This window comes from Rossellomorea arthrocnemi, assembly GCF_904424705.1.
Lineage (GTDB): Bacteria > Bacillota > Bacilli > Bacillales > Bacillaceae_B > Rossellomorea > Rossellomorea arthrocnemi.
Genome location: NZ_CAJGBF010000002.1, coordinates 1 through 17,070 on the forward strand (window position 1 = coordinate 1; position 17,070 = coordinate 17,070).

21 protein-coding genes are annotated in these 17,070 nt (G+C 41.0%); 4 read left to right on the forward strand and 17 right to left on the reverse strand.

Features of this window, described 5'->3' with window-relative positions; all coding sequences use genetic code 11:
* Positions 1-144 precede the first annotated feature (144 nt).
* The 4 genes from BAA9072_RS02865 to deoD form a co-directional block, all read right to left on the reverse strand.
* Positions 145-1,605 (reverse strand): lmo1851 family serine protease, encoded by a 1,461-nt coding sequence (locus BAA9072_RS02865; RefSeq protein ID WP_230980739.1) that lies wholly within the window; start codon positions 1,603-1,605, stop codon positions 145-147.
* A 117-nt stretch (positions 1,606-1,722) separates the two neighbouring features.
* Positions 1,723-2,310 (reverse strand): YitT family protein, encoded by a 588-nt coding sequence (locus tag BAA9072_RS02870; RefSeq protein WP_201713210.1) that lies wholly within the window; start codon positions 2,308-2,310, stop codon positions 1,723-1,725.
* 175 nt (positions 2,311-2,485) lie between these two features.
* Positions 2,486-3,328: a M15 family metallopeptidase gene (locus tag BAA9072_RS02875; protein ID WP_201713211.1), complete on the reverse strand. Its 843-nt coding sequence runs from the start codon at positions 3,326-3,328 to the stop codon at positions 2,486-2,488.
* A 155-nt stretch (positions 3,329-3,483) separates the two neighbouring features.
* Complete coding sequence (gene deoD / locus BAA9072_RS02880; protein ID WP_201713212.1) at positions 3,484-4,185, reverse strand: purine-nucleoside phosphorylase; 702 nt, start codon at positions 4,183-4,185, stop codon at positions 3,484-3,486.
* Between the two features lie 130 nt (positions 4,186-4,315).
* On the opposite strand from deoD, the gene BAA9072_RS24420 reads away from it, so the two are divergent.
* Complete coding sequence (locus BAA9072_RS24420) at positions 4,316-4,438, forward strand: hypothetical protein (RefSeq protein ID WP_269139893.1); 123 nt, start codon at positions 4,316-4,318, stop codon at positions 4,436-4,438.
* A 17-nt stretch (positions 4,439-4,455) separates the two neighbouring features.
* Complete coding sequence (locus BAA9072_RS02885) at positions 4,456-4,599, forward strand: hypothetical protein (protein ID WP_200908437.1); 144 nt, start codon at positions 4,456-4,458, stop codon at positions 4,597-4,599.
* Positions 4,600-4,672: 73 nt separating this feature from the next.
* On the opposite strand, the gene BAA9072_RS02890 is transcribed toward BAA9072_RS02885, so the two are convergent.
* The 3 genes from BAA9072_RS02890 to BAA9072_RS02900 all read right to left on the reverse strand — a co-directional run bounded on the left by BAA9072_RS02890 (position 4,673) and on the right by BAA9072_RS02900 (position 6,676).
* Positions 4,673-4,993, reverse strand: a complete 321-nt coding sequence (locus tag BAA9072_RS02890; RefSeq protein ID WP_201713213.1) for a YodL domain-containing protein — start codon at positions 4,991-4,993, stop codon at positions 4,673-4,675.
* Positions 4,994-5,089: 96 nt separating this feature from the next.
* Positions 5,090-5,860: a sporulation protein gene (locus tag BAA9072_RS02895; RefSeq protein WP_201713214.1), complete on the reverse strand. Its 771-nt coding sequence runs from the start codon at positions 5,858-5,860 to the stop codon at positions 5,090-5,092.
* Positions 5,861-5,878: 18 nt separating this feature from the next.
* On the reverse strand, positions 5,879-6,676 hold the full coding sequence (locus BAA9072_RS02900; RefSeq protein WP_201713215.1) for a serine/threonine protein kinase: 798 nt from the start codon (positions 6,674-6,676) through the stop codon (positions 5,879-5,881).
* A 305-nt stretch (positions 6,677-6,981) separates the two neighbouring features.
* On the opposite strand from BAA9072_RS02900, the gene BAA9072_RS02905 reads away from it, so the two are divergent.
* Positions 6,982-8,073: a DUF2515 family protein gene (locus tag BAA9072_RS02905; protein WP_201713216.1), complete on the forward strand. Its 1,092-nt coding sequence runs from the start codon at positions 6,982-6,984 to the stop codon at positions 8,071-8,073.
* 129 nt (positions 8,074-8,202) lie between these two features.
* On the opposite strand, the gene BAA9072_RS02910 is transcribed toward BAA9072_RS02905, so the two are convergent.
* Positions 8,203-8,379: a YozD family protein gene (locus BAA9072_RS02910; RefSeq protein WP_098350299.1), complete on the reverse strand. Its 177-nt coding sequence runs from the start codon at positions 8,377-8,379 to the stop codon at positions 8,203-8,205.
* Between the two features lie 124 nt (positions 8,380-8,503).
* On the opposite strand from BAA9072_RS02910, the gene BAA9072_RS02915 reads away from it, so the two are divergent.
* Positions 8,504-8,674, forward strand: a complete 171-nt coding sequence (locus BAA9072_RS02915; protein ID WP_201713217.1) for a hypothetical protein — start codon at positions 8,504-8,506, stop codon at positions 8,672-8,674.
* On the opposite strand, the gene BAA9072_RS02920 is transcribed toward BAA9072_RS02915, so the two are convergent.
* The 9 genes from BAA9072_RS02920 to BAA9072_RS02960 form a co-directional block, all read right to left on the reverse strand.
* On the reverse strand, positions 8,658-9,317 hold the full coding sequence (locus BAA9072_RS02920; RefSeq protein WP_201713218.1) for a hypothetical protein: 660 nt from the start codon (positions 9,315-9,317) through the stop codon (positions 8,658-8,660). The two genes, BAA9072_RS02915 and BAA9072_RS02920, sit on opposite strands and share 17 nt — an antisense overlap.
* A gap of 214 nt (positions 9,318-9,531) precedes the next feature.
* Positions 9,532-9,756: a YozE family protein gene (locus BAA9072_RS02925; protein WP_201713219.1), complete on the reverse strand. Its 225-nt coding sequence runs from the start codon at positions 9,754-9,756 to the stop codon at positions 9,532-9,534.
* Between the two features lie 114 nt (positions 9,757-9,870).
* Entirely contained in the window at positions 9,871-10,155 is a 285-nt protein-coding gene (locus BAA9072_RS02930) for a YokU family protein (protein ID WP_201713220.1), read from the reverse strand.
* Entirely contained in the window at positions 10,148-11,575 is a 1,428-nt protein-coding gene (gene kamA / locus BAA9072_RS02935) for a lysine 2,3-aminomutase (protein WP_201713221.1), read from the reverse strand. The genes BAA9072_RS02930 and kamA overlap by 8 nt, the downstream gene beginning before the upstream one ends.
* Before the next feature lie 149 nt (positions 11,576-11,724).
* The gene (ablB, locus tag BAA9072_RS02940) at positions 11,725-12,558 is read right to left on the reverse strand and encodes a putative beta-lysine N-acetyltransferase (protein WP_201713222.1); all 834 of its coding nucleotides are present in this window, start codon (positions 12,556-12,558) and stop codon (positions 11,725-11,727) included.
* Between the two features lie 239 nt (positions 12,559-12,797).
* Positions 12,798-14,063 (reverse strand): peptidase, encoded by a 1,266-nt coding sequence (locus BAA9072_RS02945; protein WP_201713223.1) that lies wholly within the window; start codon positions 14,061-14,063, stop codon positions 12,798-12,800.
* Between the two features lie 13 nt (positions 14,064-14,076).
* The gene (locus BAA9072_RS02950; RefSeq protein WP_201713224.1) at positions 14,077-14,739 is read right to left on the reverse strand and encodes a 3-oxoacid CoA-transferase subunit B; all 663 of its coding nucleotides are present in this window, start codon (positions 14,737-14,739) and stop codon (positions 14,077-14,079) included.
* Positions 14,718-15,416: a 3-oxoacid CoA-transferase subunit A gene (locus BAA9072_RS02955; protein ID WP_201713225.1), complete on the reverse strand. Its 699-nt coding sequence runs from the start codon at positions 15,414-15,416 to the stop codon at positions 14,718-14,720. Before BAA9072_RS02955 ends, BAA9072_RS02950 begins: the two co-directional genes overlap by 22 nt.
* Positions 15,417-16,724, reverse strand: a complete 1,308-nt coding sequence (locus BAA9072_RS02960; RefSeq protein ID WP_201713671.1) for an aspartate aminotransferase family protein — start codon at positions 16,722-16,724, stop codon at positions 15,417-15,419.
* Between the last annotated feature and the right edge of the window lie 346 nt (positions 16,725-17,070).

A 17,070-nucleotide genomic window follows, 5' to 3' on the forward strand; every position in this document is an offset into this window, starting at 1 on the left:
ATCTGTAAATGTCTTTTTACTCATAATTTTCCCCAGTTTCTACATTGTTGTCTATTTGTCATTATACAAAAAAGTACCCTATAGGTAGACTTTTTTTGATTGTCTACTCTATAGGGTACATTTTAAAGTAACCTGGGATCTTTTTTATTGATCTTTGTTTAATACTTCAATCGCTTTTTTAAGTTGAGGATCGTTTTCTTTCAGCTTTTCTCTTAGGTCAGTCATTAGCTTCAAAATCGATTCCCCGTTTAGTGTGCCTGTCACTTCCAGGTCATTTTTCCCTTGGAATTCCTTAACGGCAGTTTTTGTATCTTCGTCATAGTAGCCGTCCACTTTTCCCGGATTTAAATCTAAAGCCTCGAGCATTTGCTCCGCTGTTTTCACATGATCAGATAAATCTTCTTCCTTCAATTCCTTATCAGGATTAATATAAGGAAGCTGGGCATAGTCAGGCATTTTCACTTCAACATCCGGTTTAATGCCTTTTTCATGAATCCAATTTCCGTTAGGTGTCAACCATTTTGCTGTAGTGAACTTCATATTCGACCCGTCTTTGAAAGTTTCAGCCGTTTGGACGGTTCCCTTACCGAATGTTTTCGTTCCAATCAGAGGTATATCATTTGATTCGCTTACAGCAGCTGATAGAATCTCGGCAGCACTTGCACTTCCTTCATCAACAAGAACAGCTGTAGGAACGTCTACCTTCTGACCTGATTCTGAAACGTACTTTTCTACTTTACCGTTACTGTCTTCGACTTGGAATAAGATTTCACCTTCAGGAACAAAAAGATTCGAAATCTTAACTGCTTGATCTAATAATCCACCTGGATTTTGCCTAAGATCAAGTACGAGTTTCTTCATGCCTTTATCGTTCATTTCATTAAGAGCTTCTGTCAATTCTTTGTACGTATTCTCTGAAAAACTGGTGATCTGGATTTCAGCCACACCGTTATCTTTCATTTCTGCATAAACGGTTTCAATCGGAATCTCATCTCTTGTGATGGTGACTTCCATTGGCTTATCTTGACCCGGGCGCTGGATGGTTAACGTTACCTTCGTGCCTTTTTCCCCACGTATTAGAAGTACGGCATCTGTAACGGACATCCCCTGAATGCTTTTATCATCTACTTTTGTAATGATGTCGTTCGGCTGTAAGCCGGCTTTTTCTGCAGGTGAACCTTTTATTGGAGAAACAATGGATATATAGCCTTCCTTCTCCTGAATCTCAGCACCGATTCCTTCAAACGAAGACGAGATGCTTTCCTGGAACTTCTTCGCCTCTTCCTCGTTCATATAATCCGAATATGGATCACCGACGCTATCAATCATGCCATTGATTGCACCATTTACAAGAGTGTCCTCATCAAGGTCCTTGTAATAATTCTGATTTAACTTGTCGTAGGCTTCATACAGTTTCTGAAACTCTGAACGTTCAGTGACACCCACGTTGACCGCTTTTTCATCTCCAAACGCCAGTGCAAAGGTTGTAATACCTGCCGTTAGGAAAACGAGGAAAAAGAGGAGCATGACAAATTTGAATTTTTTCATCTTGATGAAACTTGAATGCGTTTCTTGTTGCGACTGTTCTGTCTTATCTTGTTCCAAAGCTTCCACCACTTTCGTTGCTATGTATCTTGTGTGAATTTTCGTTTAGAATATCATGAAACGTCCCACTGAGCAATCTTTAGCTCATAACTTCTTCATTCTATCAGCTTTTACATGTTAGCGAAAGGAAAATTCATCTTCCTCATTATGATGTGTCAAAATCGTCGTAAAAAACCCTACCGTGCTGACAGCTAATAAAGAATATAAAAATGCCTCCACTCCTATAACCGGAAAGCCAACCATAAGCACGAAACTATCAAAGGCAAAGATCAATTTCCCTACGTTCATTCCAAAACTTCTCCCCATTAACTGGGCCAATAAATCAGATCCACCAGTAGCAGAATTGCCCTTTAACATAAGGCCTATCCCTATTCCCACAAACGTCCCCCCTAGAAACGCACTCATAAGTGGAGGAACAAGGAAGATCGTATGCCACTGATAAAAAATATCGATCATTAAAGAAGATAACCAAAGACCATGGATGCTATTATAAAAGAGATTTCGATCTTTAAAAAAAGCCAGCAAATAAAGAGGGACGCTTAGGAGGATGATCGTAAGTCCCGGCTTTAAACCAAACCAATAGTGAGCAATCAACCCCATCCCGATCATGCCCCCGTCGAGAAAATGATGAGGGACAAAAAATAGATTGATGCCAATTCCAACAAAGACACTTCCTACAACAATTATGCTAAACACCCTCATCATACAATCCACCCACCCATTCCAATTTGGACAGCCCTATTACTGTTGTATGTCGGAACGCAGAAAAACAGAACATAAGGGGGATGGAGTTGACTTCGTAAAATGTAGGACTATATAAATATCCCCTCGACTACAATCAAAAAAGGTCAGGGCCATTTGCCCCGACCTTATATAGTCATTATATTTTCTTCACATTTTTAAAGTATTCTTCAAGGGTCCAATCATTCTCATGTATCACAACGGCCGCATCCATTCCTACGTATCTAAAATGCCAAGGCTCATATTGATATTGGGTAATGGAAACCTTATCTTCCGGATAGCGAAGAATGAAACCGTATTTATAGGCGTTCTCAGCCAGCCACTTTCCTTCTTTCGTTTGTGCAAATTCGATATTTACTTGAAATTGATTGCTTTCACTGGAAATATCCATGGCTAATCCTGATTGATGCTCACTTTGTCCCGGCGGTGCCACTGCCATGACGGCTTTTTCTTTACCGAATTGGGCAATTTCCCTTTCAAGGAGCATTTTTTGATAATCGTATGAACGGTAGCCTGAAATGGCTGTCAAAAACACACCTTGAGTTTTTGCATCTGCAAACATTTTCTCAAGATGATCTGCCGCTTCTTTTCGGAGGTGTGCTTTTTCAAGCTCCTGATTCCCAAATACGAAAGGCACGTTTGGACGCACTAAATCAACAGGTTTGTATTCGTCTAGTGCATATTCTTTATTCACAAGTGCTAATAAATTGGAAGGGTTCTGAATGACCTGCTTTCCGTCTACAACCTTCACTTCATTGAAATATTGAGACTCTAATTGCAGTTCTTTTGGTACCGTTTCTTCGGAAGGTTGTTCCGGCACTGCTTGTTCATCCTGCCCGTTGTCCGGTGTCTGCACGTTTGGTTCTTTTTCCTGTGACTCTTTCTGCTTTTGGCCAAATAAATCTTCTGACCACTCTTGTACTTGCGAGCACCCTGACAACAACAGCAAGGAAGCAGCAGTTACGAAGATGATCTTTTTCATACTTTCACCTAGTTTCTCTATAATGTTCCATCCTCCATCTTACCATGTTAGAAGCATTATGTAAGCAGGAGAAACTTCACAAAAAATAAAAACTGCCCAGAAACCCATTTTGGGCTAATTAGCAGTTCTCATTTTCATTTCATATCGGCGGATTACTATTGAATCGCTGCTTCTAAAGCCACTTCGATCATGTCATTAAAAGTGGTTTGACGCTCTTCAGAAGTCGTTTCTTCACCTGTCAGTATATGATCACTGACCGTTAGGACCGATAATGCATTTCTTCCATATTTGGCAGCTAACGTGTAAAGGGCTGACGTTTCCATTTCGATAGCAAGAATACCATATTGAGCCCATTTTTCATGCTCTGCATTGTCATTGTAGAACATATCGGCAGTAAATACGTTTCCAACTTTCAGGTTAAGTCCTTTTTCTACTCCAGCATCATATGCACGCTTCAACAGATCAAAGTTCGCAGTTGGAGCATAATCGATTCCATTGAACGTTAATTTGTTCATCTGAGAATCTGTTGATGACGTCATCGCCAGAATGACGTCACGTACTTTTACATCCTTTTGGATGGCACCACATGTGCCGACGCGGATCAAGTTCTGAACATTATAGCTTTGCATCAGTTCATTAATATAGATAGAAATGGATGGGACCCCCATTCCTGTTCCCTGTACCGAGATTTTCTTTCCTTTGTATGTCCCTGTATATCCAAACATGTTACGAACTTCGTTATAGCATGTTACATTTTCTAAGAATGTTTCAGCTATGTATTTCGCCCTTAGTGGATCACCTGGTAATAAAACCGTATCTGCAATTTCGTTTTCTTTGGCATTAATATGTATACTCACTAAACTATTCCTCCTATCGAGACTGTTGAAACACCATTGTAATCCTTTTTCGTATCATATGCAACGCTAGTAAATGGAAGGATAGAATGCTGAATGAGAGGTCAAAATAAAAGCAGAAGGAGTGATTCACATGACCAAAGAAAAAATGAGCAAAAAACTGAAACAAGCAGTACAGCATGCAAATGAAACCAACCCTTCTACTCGATCGGGGACACAACCTAACTCTTCAAGAACTGAAAAACTCAAGTCGTAGCAAAGGGGGAAAGCAGGATGGGAAAAAAACATCGAAATAGAATCAATGCCCCTAAGAAAAATAATCATATCCCAAAAGAAGCACTGGAAGCCGAGCACAATGCACATGGGAAAGAAAACACTGGTTTAAATAGAAAAAATGGCCCGGGACACAACATGTAATAACTCATAAAGAAAAGGAAAGAATCTTGCCGAACGGCAGATTCTTTCCTTTTTAGAATGCTGACCCCTAATTTTAATGGATGACGATCCTGTTCACTCTCTTCCAGCCGTTCGGCTGAAGACGGTAATAGTAATGGCCTCTCCGCCCCTCATCTATAAAGACAATGTCACGTGTCGCAATATATCTGCCTTGATAGTCCTTTGGAACTAAATCCGGTACATTAAATGTCCTGAATGTTTGATACAGGGCTTCTTCATGATTATTTGCTTCTACCGAGATTCGATACACCTTTTCATAGCCCTTATCCTCCCCATAATGGGGAGTTTGGAAAATGGTCATGTCATAGGTCGATCTCAAGAGCTTGGGACGAATGATTTTTTCAAGTAAAGGCATGAGCACCCCTCCGTCAATATGTTGTACTCATACAATTACACAAACAACGTGTCGAATCCTTCGCAGAATCATAGGAATCTTTGTCGAATGGGAACTTTACGCAAACTTGTCGATTGCGTTCTGAAGTTTCGATGTTAATTGGGGAACATCGGAAGATCGGATTGTCATTCTGACCATGGATTCATCCATCTCGAGAGCTTCTGCCAAGAATCCACCCAAACCTCTCGCCCGTCTATCCACTTCCAGAAGCATTTCTACCTGATCTTCTGTTTGATTGAGGAACATCACTTCAAGTTCATCTAATTTACGTTGATATTGACCGTTTACCGGTACGAATTCAAATTCTTGAATGAAAGGATATCTCCCTCTGTATCGGCGAGGCGCCTCTTCACATTCCACTTTTCTAATCCTGAAACCGAGGTCTTGAACAGAAGTCAGGATGGCATTCGTCAATTGATTCGGAACGATTTCAATATAGTCTTTATCTTTGGGGTCGACAGCATTTTTTATATCAACACCCGTAGCTACCCAAACCCTTGTGTTCCCATATGTAATCGGGGTCTCAAAGGGCAATGTAAAGGTAAAAGGAAACTCCTTTTTTTCATTTTCAAGTACTGTGAATGGATTTGATATTTGTATTTTTTGAATCGGTGCATAATCTGTATGTTTCTTGTCATCCGATTCACGAATATATGTAGTGAATAGCGTTAAATAAATGGCATCGATACTCTGTTCAGTGCTCCCTCCTGTAATTTCCACTACTCCGTTTACCGTTTCTCCTGCAACGTAGCTTGATTTCTCCAATTTAGTATCCACTGTCGCCGCTCCAATTCCAATTGAAGCAAATACTTTATTAAAAAATGACATGTTACAATTCCTCCTCGTTTATCGTGCTTGTAATATATGGATAACCTTTGTTATTTCCTCGATCAGCTCAGAAGCATCCTGATATGCTTCGTCAATTTGCAGAAGTCTTCTTATGATGGCTATGGTATCTTGATGAATGGAGAGCTCCTTATCCCAGCTTTTTTCCCTTTTCCCCACTGGCTCATATGAAGAATAAAGTAAAAATAATAAAAAATGGCCAACGGCATAAAAATCACTTTTCTTCGACCTGTCCCTCATATAATCCTTATGTGCATGCCGAATACCAGGTTCGGCACTCATTTCACACGCAAGTCCAAAATCAATAATTTGAATGGTTCCTTTATCAAGAAGGATATTAGGAATTCTTAAATCACGATGCACATAGCCTTTTTGATGAATAAAGTTTACTAATTTCACTAACTGTAAACCTACTTTTAAAGATTCTTCTTCTGAATACTTTTTCCCTTCCCGAAATATCAAATCTTCAAAGGTTCGCCCCTTCATTTTTTCCATCACTAGATAAGGGATCCCTTTATATTCACCGGCTATAAGAAACTCAGGAAAGTGGGGATGAGATAAAATTTCAAGTGCATTCCTTTCATTCAGGACATATTGGACGTGATTAGAAAATAACTTTTTGTAAGGGCGTATTCGTTTCAATATTGCCTCTTCTCCATTTGGGAGTTTGACTGAATAAGTTGTACCATAGCTTCCTCTTCCTACCAAATGAGTGATTTGTAAGTCATTGATGATATCACCCGGGTTCCATCTACGTTCGAAAGCGTTGATCAGTCTGCGAAAAAAAGTATGGATCATCTATGCTTCGACTCCCGGTCAGCTGCTAAAGAAACTGGAGAAAAAGCTTTTGCTCTTATGCTTTTTATAATGATGGTGTCCAAAATGTTTATGTTTAGGTGATTTATATTTTTTCCTGGCGTCACTGGAACTGTAGTGATGATGATGTTTCGACGATCCTAATAAACTTTTAATGAACTTCTTCAACATAAACATACCTCCCAAGAATGCTTCTCTTCCATTGTATTAATATATACGAATTATGTTGGATTTAGTTTCAATCCCAGAGAAATATTTTTTCACTTTAATTGGAGAGGCGGGATCATTTGGTATATTCACCGTTTCTAAAGATACTAAACCTATTCAAATCCGGTAAAAGTGACCATCCTTCACCCCTTCTCGACGTAAAAGCGATTGGTCAGCTATATAAGCAAATGAAGCTGCAACCCGCTCCTGAGATCTACTTTCCTGAAGACTATTCATTATATAGGGAAATTTCCAACGCGATTAATGAAGGCAATGTCAATAACCTGACAAGGACCTCCTCCTACCTGGACCTATTCAAGAAACACCCTGAGCTTCACTGGTCTTTTATTGCCCACATGGTGTCCAGAAATGCCGGTTATCATATGACAGACATCCGGAGCCATTTGCTTTCACATGTATTAAATGACAAGGAACAACAAACCTTTTTCTCATTTCTCGAACGATGCAATGCAGCCATCTTCGACGACGCGTATCCTCAATTATTACTCTATGAAAAATGGAAGTTAACCGGACAATCATCTTTTCACCTGCTTAAAAAATTCAATGTTTCGATATTTATGCGGAAAATGTGGGATGAATTCCTCGATACACGGGATCAACGCGTATTGACACTCGCACTCATTATGAATGAGCAGCACTTGATTCAACAAAGAATTTTATCTGATCCCAACCTGAATATAGGAATTGAAAAGTGGAAGTTCTTCTTGCAGGATCGATTGGAGTTCACTTCCATACTTTTTCCTTTTGGCAAACCAGCCCCCTATTCTCTTGCCGGACTTTCCGTTTCTCACTTTGAGAAGGTCGATCGCAGAATTCTGTTAGGGAAGAAACTATATAGTGTTTTATTTCATCCGTTCGTCTTCCCAGGTGCATTTTCATTTTCGATCCAACATCCACACACCGGATCGAGGGAGGATTACTGGCCGCATATATATTCGAAGAGGGAGGAAAAAAGGCATCTTTTCAGTCCGTCATTAAGATCTGTTTGGGAAAACATCCCCCATGACTTTCCTTCATCGACTGACTGGTTTAAAAAGCAACCGCTTAAGGTGATGAGCCCCCTTTTAACTATGGCGCCCCCCGGTCATTTCTCTATGACCCGGAGATGGAAAGCAAGAACTTCTATCCTTCTGAACCTAAAAAGGGATTAACTCAAAATAAAGTGCCTCCACGCTTCAGTGAAGAAGTCATGAGAGACACATAAGAGTTAATCCCGTTTATATGAATGGTCGTTCCATGTTCCATACTAAGTGAAATCCCTATCGATGGTTGAAAAGATTCTATACGTCATCTTCCCATTCTTCATCAATGATACATTTGGCAATCAGATACTCGAATGTGATATCCGCTATTTCTTCCAACTCATCTTCTGATGGTACATACCCTCTTTGTACAAGTTCTTTCATGAAGAACTCTGCAATTTCCTCAGTGTCGATAAAGACTTCTATCTCCCGCATGTGATCGCCCCCTTTGATTCTCAATTTATGACAATACCACCCCGGTTATGCCAGGAGAAAAAAGTTTTCATAAGACTTTAAAGACAAGCATAGACTTTATCATCAAAGGTAGAGGAGCGATATTATGTTACATACACTCACTCAAAAAACGAAATCGATGTTAAAAGATCTGGAAAAGGGAGAAGGGATGATTGTTTCAGGCATGCAATGGATCCTTCGTGCCATACTGCTGTCTTTCCTGGTCATAAGTGTTCCTGTATTTCTATATATCATGTGGCTTATTCCTTCTCTTTAACGATAGACTGTGAGTTTGTATGATTTTTTAACTGCTCTAACACGTAATCCATTTTATTCTTGTATTTATTATCCTGGAATAAGAGGTACAATGTTTTATAATCATTGTAGTGATCAAGGAGCTGATCAATCCAGGTTGGCTTTGGATAAGCAGGTGAATAGAGCGATTTTGATTTACCTTCTTTTTTTTGCGGAAACACGAATCCATATTTTTTTATAAATGCCTCTGCCTGTTCTTCATCAGCAACTAAGGTAATTTCATCTTCATCTGCTTCCAGCCACTCACCGTCCGTAATCCTCATTAATTCGTAGATGACGTCTTCCCACGCATCGTCTTTATACCGCCATATTTCTGTTCTGAAGCCCACCACTTTAAAAAGGTCTTCTTCGTATCCCTTCACCATAACAAGGTCTCCGAACAAAAATTTATATTCAATATCGATCTGTTCCTGTTCAAAAATATATCCATCATAAGAATCAAGCAATTCCAATGCCTTCTCCTTGAATAGCCCTTCACTTTCGTTAACTTCATACAAAAACTCTCCGTCAAGCTTTTTAATGTCGGTAATTTTCCCGACTGTACCATAGATTGTAACGACTACCGTTTCCCCTACTCTGAATCTAGGCTCTTTTCGTTTCTTCATACTCCCCTCACCCTTAATCGCCTTTTTTATATGATATGCAATAACACTCATATCGGTATACACGAAATCCCTGACTCTCTTTTCTTTACGGCAAGATTTGTTTTTCATGATATCGCCTAAAAAAAGAAACCTAACATTTTATAGCAGGACCTTTAAAAAAAGGACCGACGTTTGTAGGAAACAAATGTCAGTCCGGTGGCTAAGGGTATTTAGATTATTCTTTTTCTTCTAATTGATAATGGTCCCAGGCCATGTCGAAAATGGACATACTTTCAAGATAATGACCATTCATTTCGAGGTACGAACTGATTTCATGGTACCGTTGCGATTGTTTTGGAAAGCTGTGATCATCATAAGCAGAATTCGCAAATCTGGTTAGATCATCCTTGGCAGTAGGTTGCCTATGTTTCATTAAATAATGATAAAAGGATTTTCTCATCTCTTCCACCCACCCTTGATCTATCTTTTCTAACAGGATAGCGGAAGAAGACGGATTCGTAAAGTGTTTGCACAAGACTTGAGCAAATTCATGAAATGGCCGAATTCCCAGTCTCTAAAATCGAAAGTAATTCTTCTTAAGTAATCGGGGAAGCTCCATTAATTCTTTATAAGGGATCACTTTATCTATTAACCTGGTATCAATAAGCATCAGTTGGTCTTCAATCTCATTAATGACTGATTCTTCCTGGTATTCCATTCCACAATGACTGCAGCTCACGCCAGGGACATTTGCAATCTGAATCGCACGTGTGCCATCAGGCAATTCCCAATACACACTGGATTGATGTGCATGAGCCGTCTTCCTTTCACACCATTCGCACGTTTTATTTTTACTCATTGATGGTTTCTTCCTTATCATCATTTTTATCCTTATTCATTTTTGAAAGCATGGCTTTATGCTTTTTCTCCTTAAGCTGATCCCTCTTCCCCCTGAAGTTCTTAAGGGAGTTGTGATCAGGGTTTTCCTGATATTCCTTCCGTCGCTCCAAACGCCTGAGTCCAGCAGGAGTGAGTGAAGAATGGGTCTGGTTTATCAATCCGGCAATTCCTATGCTCGATTCTTTGATTTCTTCATCATGGTACACTTCTTTAAAGTATTCATCGGCCCTTCCTGCTACATATTCTTCGGGTTCGGGGTAAGTAGAGATGACTCCTTCGAAATTACGCACAACCACTTTCGAAGCACTTTGGGAAATAAGATAATTAGGCTGCAGGGAAATCTTACCTCCACCACCAGGAGCGTCCAGCACGAAGGTTGGAACGGCATAACCGGATGTGTGTCCCCTCAATCCTTCGATGATTTCCAGCCCCTTGCTGACAGGTGCACGGAAATGGCCGATCCCTTCAGACAAATCACATTGATAAATATAATATGGGCGTACGCGAATCTTCACCAAATCGTGCATTAGCTTCCTCATGATCGGAACACTGTCATTGATTCCTGCCAGGATTACCGCTTGATTTCCTACCGGTACACCCGCATTCACAAGCATCTCACAAGCGTTTTTGGACTCCTCTGTTATTTCTATGGACGTATTAAAATGTGTATTTAACCAAACCGGATGATATTTCTTTAAGATATTGCACAAGTTTTCAGTGATCCTTTGCGGAAATACGACTGGTGCCCTCGTTCCAATCCGGATGATCTCAACATGCGGGATGTCTCTTAGATTTTTTAATATATACTCAAGAATTTGATCATTGATCAGTAAGCCATCCCCGCCTGAGAGAAGTACGTCTCTTACACTTGGGGTTTCCCGGATATATTCAATGGCTGCATCAAGCTGCTTCTTTGGAACACCCATTCCGATTTGTCCTGAAAACCTTCTTCTTGTACAGTAGCGGCAGTACATCGAGCACTGATTTGTGACCAGAAATAAAACCCTGTCCGGGTATCTGTGAGTCAATCCGGGAACGGGGGAATCCTCATCTTCATGCAAAGGATCTTCAAGGTCATACTTCGTTTTGTGGATCTCCTCTCCGATTGGGACGGATTGCATCCTGATCGGACAGCGGGGATCATCCTCATTCATTAGCCATGCATAATAAGGGGTAATATTCAACGGAATGGTCTTGGTTGAAATTCTGACACCTTCTTCTTCCTCAGGAGTCAAATTCACCACTTTCTTCAAGTCATCAAGGGTTCTGATCGTGTTTGTCAGCTGCCATAACCAGTTATTCCATTGTTCATCCGTCACATCTTTCCAAAGCTCAATTTCTTTCCAATCCCTTTTTGGTTTATAGAGATTCATTTTCATCTACTCCACCAACTTTCCAAAAGTTTCTTTCCACCAGACTCAAATGGCCACATACACCCGTCTGAAGGATACCTGTCCGTGAAGGAAAAGACTGTCTTCTCCAGCTTTAATACTGCTTTGTTTTGAATACGCGTTTGGGATTTTCCGGTCTAGAATTCACTTAAATCCTTTTCCCAAATGTTCATATCTTCCATTTTGTCAAAGATGATGCAGTTATTCGCCAATCTTCCACCATACTTGTATCCAAGCTGATGAAATGCTGCATTCATACCGAATGAAAGCGCCCTGGCAATCGTATAGGCACAAAATATATTTTGGTGTACCAATTCGCTTTCCAATCTTTGTAGCAGATGCTTCATGTACCCGCTCTTCCGATGGGAAGATCTCGTAGCACAATCTGTTAGCTCAGCATTCCTGTTAGTTGATGATATTTCAGCAGAAGCTGCACTGATAATTCTTCCATCCTCCTCGATGTACACAAAGATTGTCCCATTTCTCATGGATTCTCTCACATAGTCTGGAACGTGTAATGGTACAGGATATAGCATAAATACTTCCTGATACAGATCCGCTAATTTCCCTGCGTGTTCCTCGGTTGCGACAGAAATCAATCCAGAAACCTCCAAATCTTGTTCACCTAGCTTTTGAACCGCTTGGAGAATGTCGTCCTCTTTTTTCCAATAGGAACTGTTCCTCCGATCATCAGTCAGAAATTTACTCATAAATAAAGCCCTGTCTCCATTAAAATATCTGTTTACTCCCCCCTCCAAAATAAAGCCCTTTTCTAAAAAATAGCCGGCCTGATTTGACCTTGCTTTTACGATGACCTTTTCAAACTGATGAGACTCAGCCTCTTCCATCACATACTCCCATAACCTTCCTGCGTTTCCACTGAACTCATCCACCCTGAGCCTTCGATTGTAGTCATCTTTATAAATAGTCGCTTCCACTTTAGGTTGCTTTATATATTCGTATGTTTGCATTCTTATAAGCCCCTTTTTATCAAACATATGAGATGAATAGATAAGTTATGAAACAAACGGCCATAAAAAGGGAACAACCTCTGTCTAGAATTAGATGAGTTGTTCCTTTTGTCTTGATATGAATAAAATGAGGTATATAGTAGTGGGATATCATCACTCAATCACGAAGTGTAAAAACGCCATTCTTCCCTGCGGGCGTTACTGTAAGCACTGTATGAATCTTTCCCCTTTCTGATAAATCATGACTGTTTATTACACCAATCGATCATAAAGAGAGAGAGAATTTCCGCACATTGATAAATCCTCTCTAATTCAATGTATTCGTTTGCGTCATGGGCCACTTCCGTTGTACCCGGTCCAAATACAACCACTGGAATATTGCCACCCTGAGACAGAATCCCACCATCCGTACCCCAAGGTGAGGCTTCGATGAGCGGATTCACTCCCATTACCTGTCCAGCATGTGTGGAAAGGGTCATCACCAATTCATGGTCACTTGGAAGGTTTCCAGGCTGCCAGCGCCCGCCAAACCATTCCACTTCAACAGGGTGTTCGTCAAACCAGGTATCCATTGACTTCAGGTTGGAAATCTTTGTTGTAAATTCTTTTTCGACATCCTGAAGTGTTTCCCAAGGACCGACACCTATCCTTCCTTCAATGACAGCCGTATCAGGAACGGAAGATGGCCATTTCCCACTCTCAATTCTCCCAATGTTAACGGGTAATGGAATCGGGATATTGCTATATAATGGATCTGTCACCCTATCGTTACGTGCATTTTCCAATTCCTGAAGGGACTGAACGACTTTATATGCCTTTTCTATTGCATTCACACCTTCATACCTTGTGCCTCCATGTGCAGATTTCCCCTTCACCTTTAGGCGAAACCACATGGACCCTTGCTGTTTAGGGAAGATTTTCATATTTGTCGGCTCAGGAATAATGGCAGCATCCGCTTTGTACCCTCTAATTAGCGCCGCTAATGTCCCCGTTCCACCACTCTCCTCTTCAATGACACTCTGAAAGATAACATCTCCTTTCAAAGGGATATTCAGCTCTTTTATCACTTCAATGGCGAGAAGTAAAGCAACGGATCCTCCCTTCATATCCGTTGAACCACGCCCGTAAAGCTTCCCTCCCTCGATGACTCCACTATAAGGATCATGGAGCCAATCTTTCCTGTCCCCTTCAGGTACAACATCGATGTGTCCATTTAATAGAAGGCTTTTCCCTCCACCTGTTCCTCTCAGGACCCCTACCACATTTGGATTTCCTTTAAAATTCTTTCGGTCGCATCGATAAAATGGATGGTTTTCAATATCAATCTCGTTTATTTCCCATATGTCCAACTCCATGCCAAGCTTTCTGCATTTTTCGATAATAATGGCCTGTGCCTTTGATTCGTTTTCTCTTACACTGTCCTCCTGGACCAGTCTTTGAAGAAGCTTGATTGTACGTTTCTTTTTTTCTTCTATTTTTTCTTTGATTAGACGATGAGTTTCCATATCGTTTCCTCCCTTACCCTATGTATTTGATCACAGGGCTTAAGCTGTAACGGGCTTCTGTTGTCTCCTCTATATCTTCCACCGTATAAGGATTGAATATCTCACTCAAGATTAATTGATTATCTTCGATGTAGAATACAGCCCGGTCAGTGATAATCATCGATACACAGCGACTAGCTGTTAATGGAAGTGTGCAATCCCTCACGATTTTGCTTCCTCCATTTTTGTCTAAATGGGTCATCAGGACAATGACCTTTTTGGCTTTAGAGGCAAGTTCGGTCGCCCCCCCCATCCCAGGGACTTTTTGGCCCGGGATGATCCAATTAGCCAGATCCCCCTTTTCACTTACCTGCAGTGACCCAAGAATCGTTAAATCGATTTTGCCTCTGCGGATCATGGCAAAAGCGATGGAGCTATCCGTATAGCATCCCCCATTCATTAATGAAACTGGAAATCCTCCTGCATTACACAAGTTTTCATCTTCACTGCCTTCTCCAGGTGCAGGACCGATGCCGATAATTCCATTTTCAGATTGAAATACGACAGGAAAACCTGGGGGAAGGTGATTTGGAACGAGGGATGGGATACCGATCCCCAAATTAACAATCATATTATCCTTCACTTCCTGCGCAGCCCGCATTGCCATCTTTTCCTTCATTTCGTTTCCCAGGCCCATCTCCAATCGACTCCTTTAGACAAAACGATATGATCAACGAAAACACCTGAAGTGACAATTTCCTCGGGATCCAGTTCTCCATAACCCACGACTTCCTCCGCCTCGACAATCGTTATATCTGCTGCCATAGCAATTAGTGGATTTGTGTTTCTTGCGCTCTTATCATAGATGAGATTTCCGAATGGATCCGCTTTTTTCGCAAAGACAATCCCCACTTCAGCAACCAGTGCGCTTTCATATATATAACGATCCCCGTCAATTTCAAGGAAGGTCTTTCCGTTATTCAAATATGGATCATCAACCCCAATATCGCTTACAATCCCTTTTAACCCCACTCCACCTGCCCTGATTCTCTCGGCTAATATTCCTTGTGGAGAGAATTCAACCTCCAGTTTCCCCTCACTCATTAACCTACCAGCTATCGGATTAGAGCCAATATGAGAAGCAATCACTTTCCTCACTCTATTTTGAGCGATCAATTGCCCAATGCCGATATGGGGAAATCCTGTGTCGTTTCCGATGATGGTGAGGTCCTTCACCCCCCACTCCAAAAGATGGTTCAAAATGGTGGGAGGGGACCCGACCCCTCCAAAACCACCAAACATCAGTGTCATTTCATCTCGAAAAAAATGCCGGATTCTTTCGTAACTACTCCTTTTGCTGTGATGATAAGACATCTAATTCACCTGCCAATTCTCTGCTGCCATTTGAAATGTACTCCTCAACCTTTTAGCCATTTCTTCAAGCTCCCTTTTGGTGCTATTCAATGGTGGGGCGATCATAATGGCGGAGCCCTTTCTGCCATCGATACCTGCTGAGGCAGGGTATAGTAAAATCCCATTTTCCACACCTTTCTGAACGATGAAAGAAGTAAAACCTGCCCCCCACTCATTAAATTCAATCCCCCACATGAGACCTCTTCCCCTGATATGCTGAACAAAGGGAAATTCGTTTTTACATTTTTCCAGAAGATTCTTTAAATAAGTTCCTTTTTGATCGACACCTTCAATGATTTTTTCCGAATCAATCAGCTTTAGAACGGCTAATGCCGCAGTTGCAGACATGGGATTGCCACTAAAAGTATGTCCGCTCATAATCACTTTACTCCCATTTACAATCGGCTCCATGACCTTTTCTGATATGAGGGTGGCCGCAATGGGTGCATAGCCAGCACTCAGTCCTTTACCGATCGCCACAATATCAGCATTGACACCCCATTGCTCCAAGGCTAGGAATGTCCCTGTCCTTCCGCATCCAGTCATTACCTCGTCTGAAATAAACAAAATGTCATGCAATTCACAGATCTCCTTAATCCGTTCGTAATATCCCTTTGGGGGGGTGATCGCCCCTCCTGCAGCTCCAATGATCGGTTCAGCAATAAACGCAGCAATATTTTCAGCTCCTATCCTGCTTACCATTGTATCCAGTTGAGATGCACAAACCATATCGCATGATGGATAAGCCTTACCAAACGGACAGTGTACACAGTAAGGCGGCTCAATGGTTGGCCAATCCCCTAAAAACGAATCGAAGCGTTCCCTTCTTGATGGATGACCTGAAGCAGATAATGCCCCAAATGTGATTCCATGATAACTGAGCCATCTTGATAAGATCTTCCTTTTCATCGGTTTTCCTTGTTCCTGCCAGTGTTGAATGGCGATTTTGATGGCTGTTTCCACAGCCTCCGATCCACTATTCACGAAGAAGGTCCAGGGGTAACCTGTTTTGTCATTCAAGAAGGTCGCTAAATCCTCTGCAGGCTGATTGCTGAACTGAGACCGATACACAAAGGCCACTTTGTTTCCTTGATTCACGATGGATTGCAGAATGTCTTCCATACCATGTCCCAAATTTGCAGTCACCGCTCCAGAACAGGCATCTATATATTCATGTCCTTCGGTGTCATATAAAAAAACACCCTTTCCATAATCAATCGTCGGATAATGTTCCCCAATCAACGGTTTTATTAAATGCGAATGAGGCATCGTTACCCCTCCTGAAAGAATCAGATTCGTACTCTCTTTCGATTCGCTCATCTGGATGTTCATTAAGATTTCCCTTACATTATTCATATGTAAGAAAAGCTGAATCTTTCTTTCTTTATCAAAAAAGCATCATATTGTTGGATTTTCTCAAGAATAATCAACCCTTAGTATGAATTCGCGAAAGGAAAATCATAGGTTTCCCTCTATTGCATGATTGAAATATACTAAAATTCTCAAAAATTCGACAAAAATTCTTTAAATTGACTAGATATATTAGGTCGATATGTATAAAATAATGGTAAGTTCATCCTTTGATGCTACTTTTTGCTTATCTTCAGGAGGGGGA

Bases quoted from the DNA above. Each gene is read 5' to 3' on its own strand.
- BAA9072_RS02870 (WP_201713210.1), bottom strand. From the start codon at position 2,310: ATGATGAGGGTGTTTAGCATAATTGTTGTAGGAAGTGTCTTTGTTGGA.
- BAA9072_RS02875 (WP_201713211.1), bottom strand. From the start codon at position 3,328: ATGAAAAAGATCATCTTCGTAACTGCTGCTTCCTTGCTGTTGTTGTCA.
- BAA9072_RS24420 (WP_269139893.1), top strand. From the start codon at position 4,316: ATGACCAAAGAAAAAATGAGCAAAAAACTGAAACAAGCAGTACAGCAT.
- BAA9072_RS02885 (WP_200908437.1), top strand. From the start codon at position 4,456: ATGGGAAAAAAACATCGAAATAGAATCAATGCCCCTAAGAAAAATAAT.
- BAA9072_RS02890 (WP_201713213.1), bottom strand. From the start codon at position 4,993: ATGCCTTTACTTGAAAAAATCATTCGTCCCAAGCTCTTGAGATCGACC.
- BAA9072_RS02895 (WP_201713214.1), bottom strand. From the start codon at position 5,860: ATGTCATTTTTTAATAAAGTATTTGCTTCAATTGGAATTGGAGCGGCG.
- BAA9072_RS02900 (WP_201713215.1), bottom strand. From the start codon at position 6,676: ATGATCCATACTTTTTTTCGCAGACTGATCAACGCTTTCGAACGTAGA.
- BAA9072_RS02910 (WP_098350299.1), bottom strand. From the start codon at position 8,379: ATGCGGGAGATAGAAGTCTTTATCGACACTGAGGAAATTGCAGAGTTC.
- BAA9072_RS02915 (WP_201713217.1), top strand. From the start codon at position 8,504: ATGTTACATACACTCACTCAAAAAACGAAATCGATGTTAAAAGATCTG.
- BAA9072_RS02920 (WP_201713218.1), bottom strand. From the start codon at position 9,317: ATGAAGAAACGAAAAGAGCCTAGATTCAGAGTAGGGGAAACGGTAGTC.
- BAA9072_RS02925 (WP_201713219.1), bottom strand. From the start codon at position 9,756: ATGAGAAAATCCTTTTATCATTATTTAATGAAACATAGGCAACCTACT.
- BAA9072_RS02930 (WP_201713220.1), bottom strand. From the start codon at position 10,155: ATGAGTAAAAATAAAACGTGCGAATGGTGTGAAAGGAAGACGGCTCAT.
- kamA (WP_201713221.1), bottom strand. From the start codon at position 11,575: ATGAAAATGAATCTCTATAAACCAAAAAGGGATTGGAAAGAAATTGAG.
- ablB (WP_201713222.1), bottom strand. From the start codon at position 12,558: ATGCAAACATACGAATATATAAAGCAACCTAAAGTGGAAGCGACTATT.
- BAA9072_RS02945 (WP_201713223.1), bottom strand. From the start codon at position 14,063: ATGGAAACTCATCGTCTAATCAAAGAAAAAATAGAAGAAAAAAAGAAA.
- BAA9072_RS02950 (WP_201713224.1), bottom strand. From the start codon at position 14,739: ATGGGCCTGGGAAACGAAATGAAGGAAAAGATGGCAATGCGGGCTGCG.
- BAA9072_RS02955 (WP_201713225.1), bottom strand. From the start codon at position 15,416: ATGTCTTATCATCACAGCAAAAGGAGTAGTTACGAAAGAATCCGGCAT.
- BAA9072_RS02960 (WP_201713671.1), bottom strand. From the start codon at position 16,724: ATGCCTCATTCGCATTTAATAAAACCGTTGATTGGGGAACATTATCCG.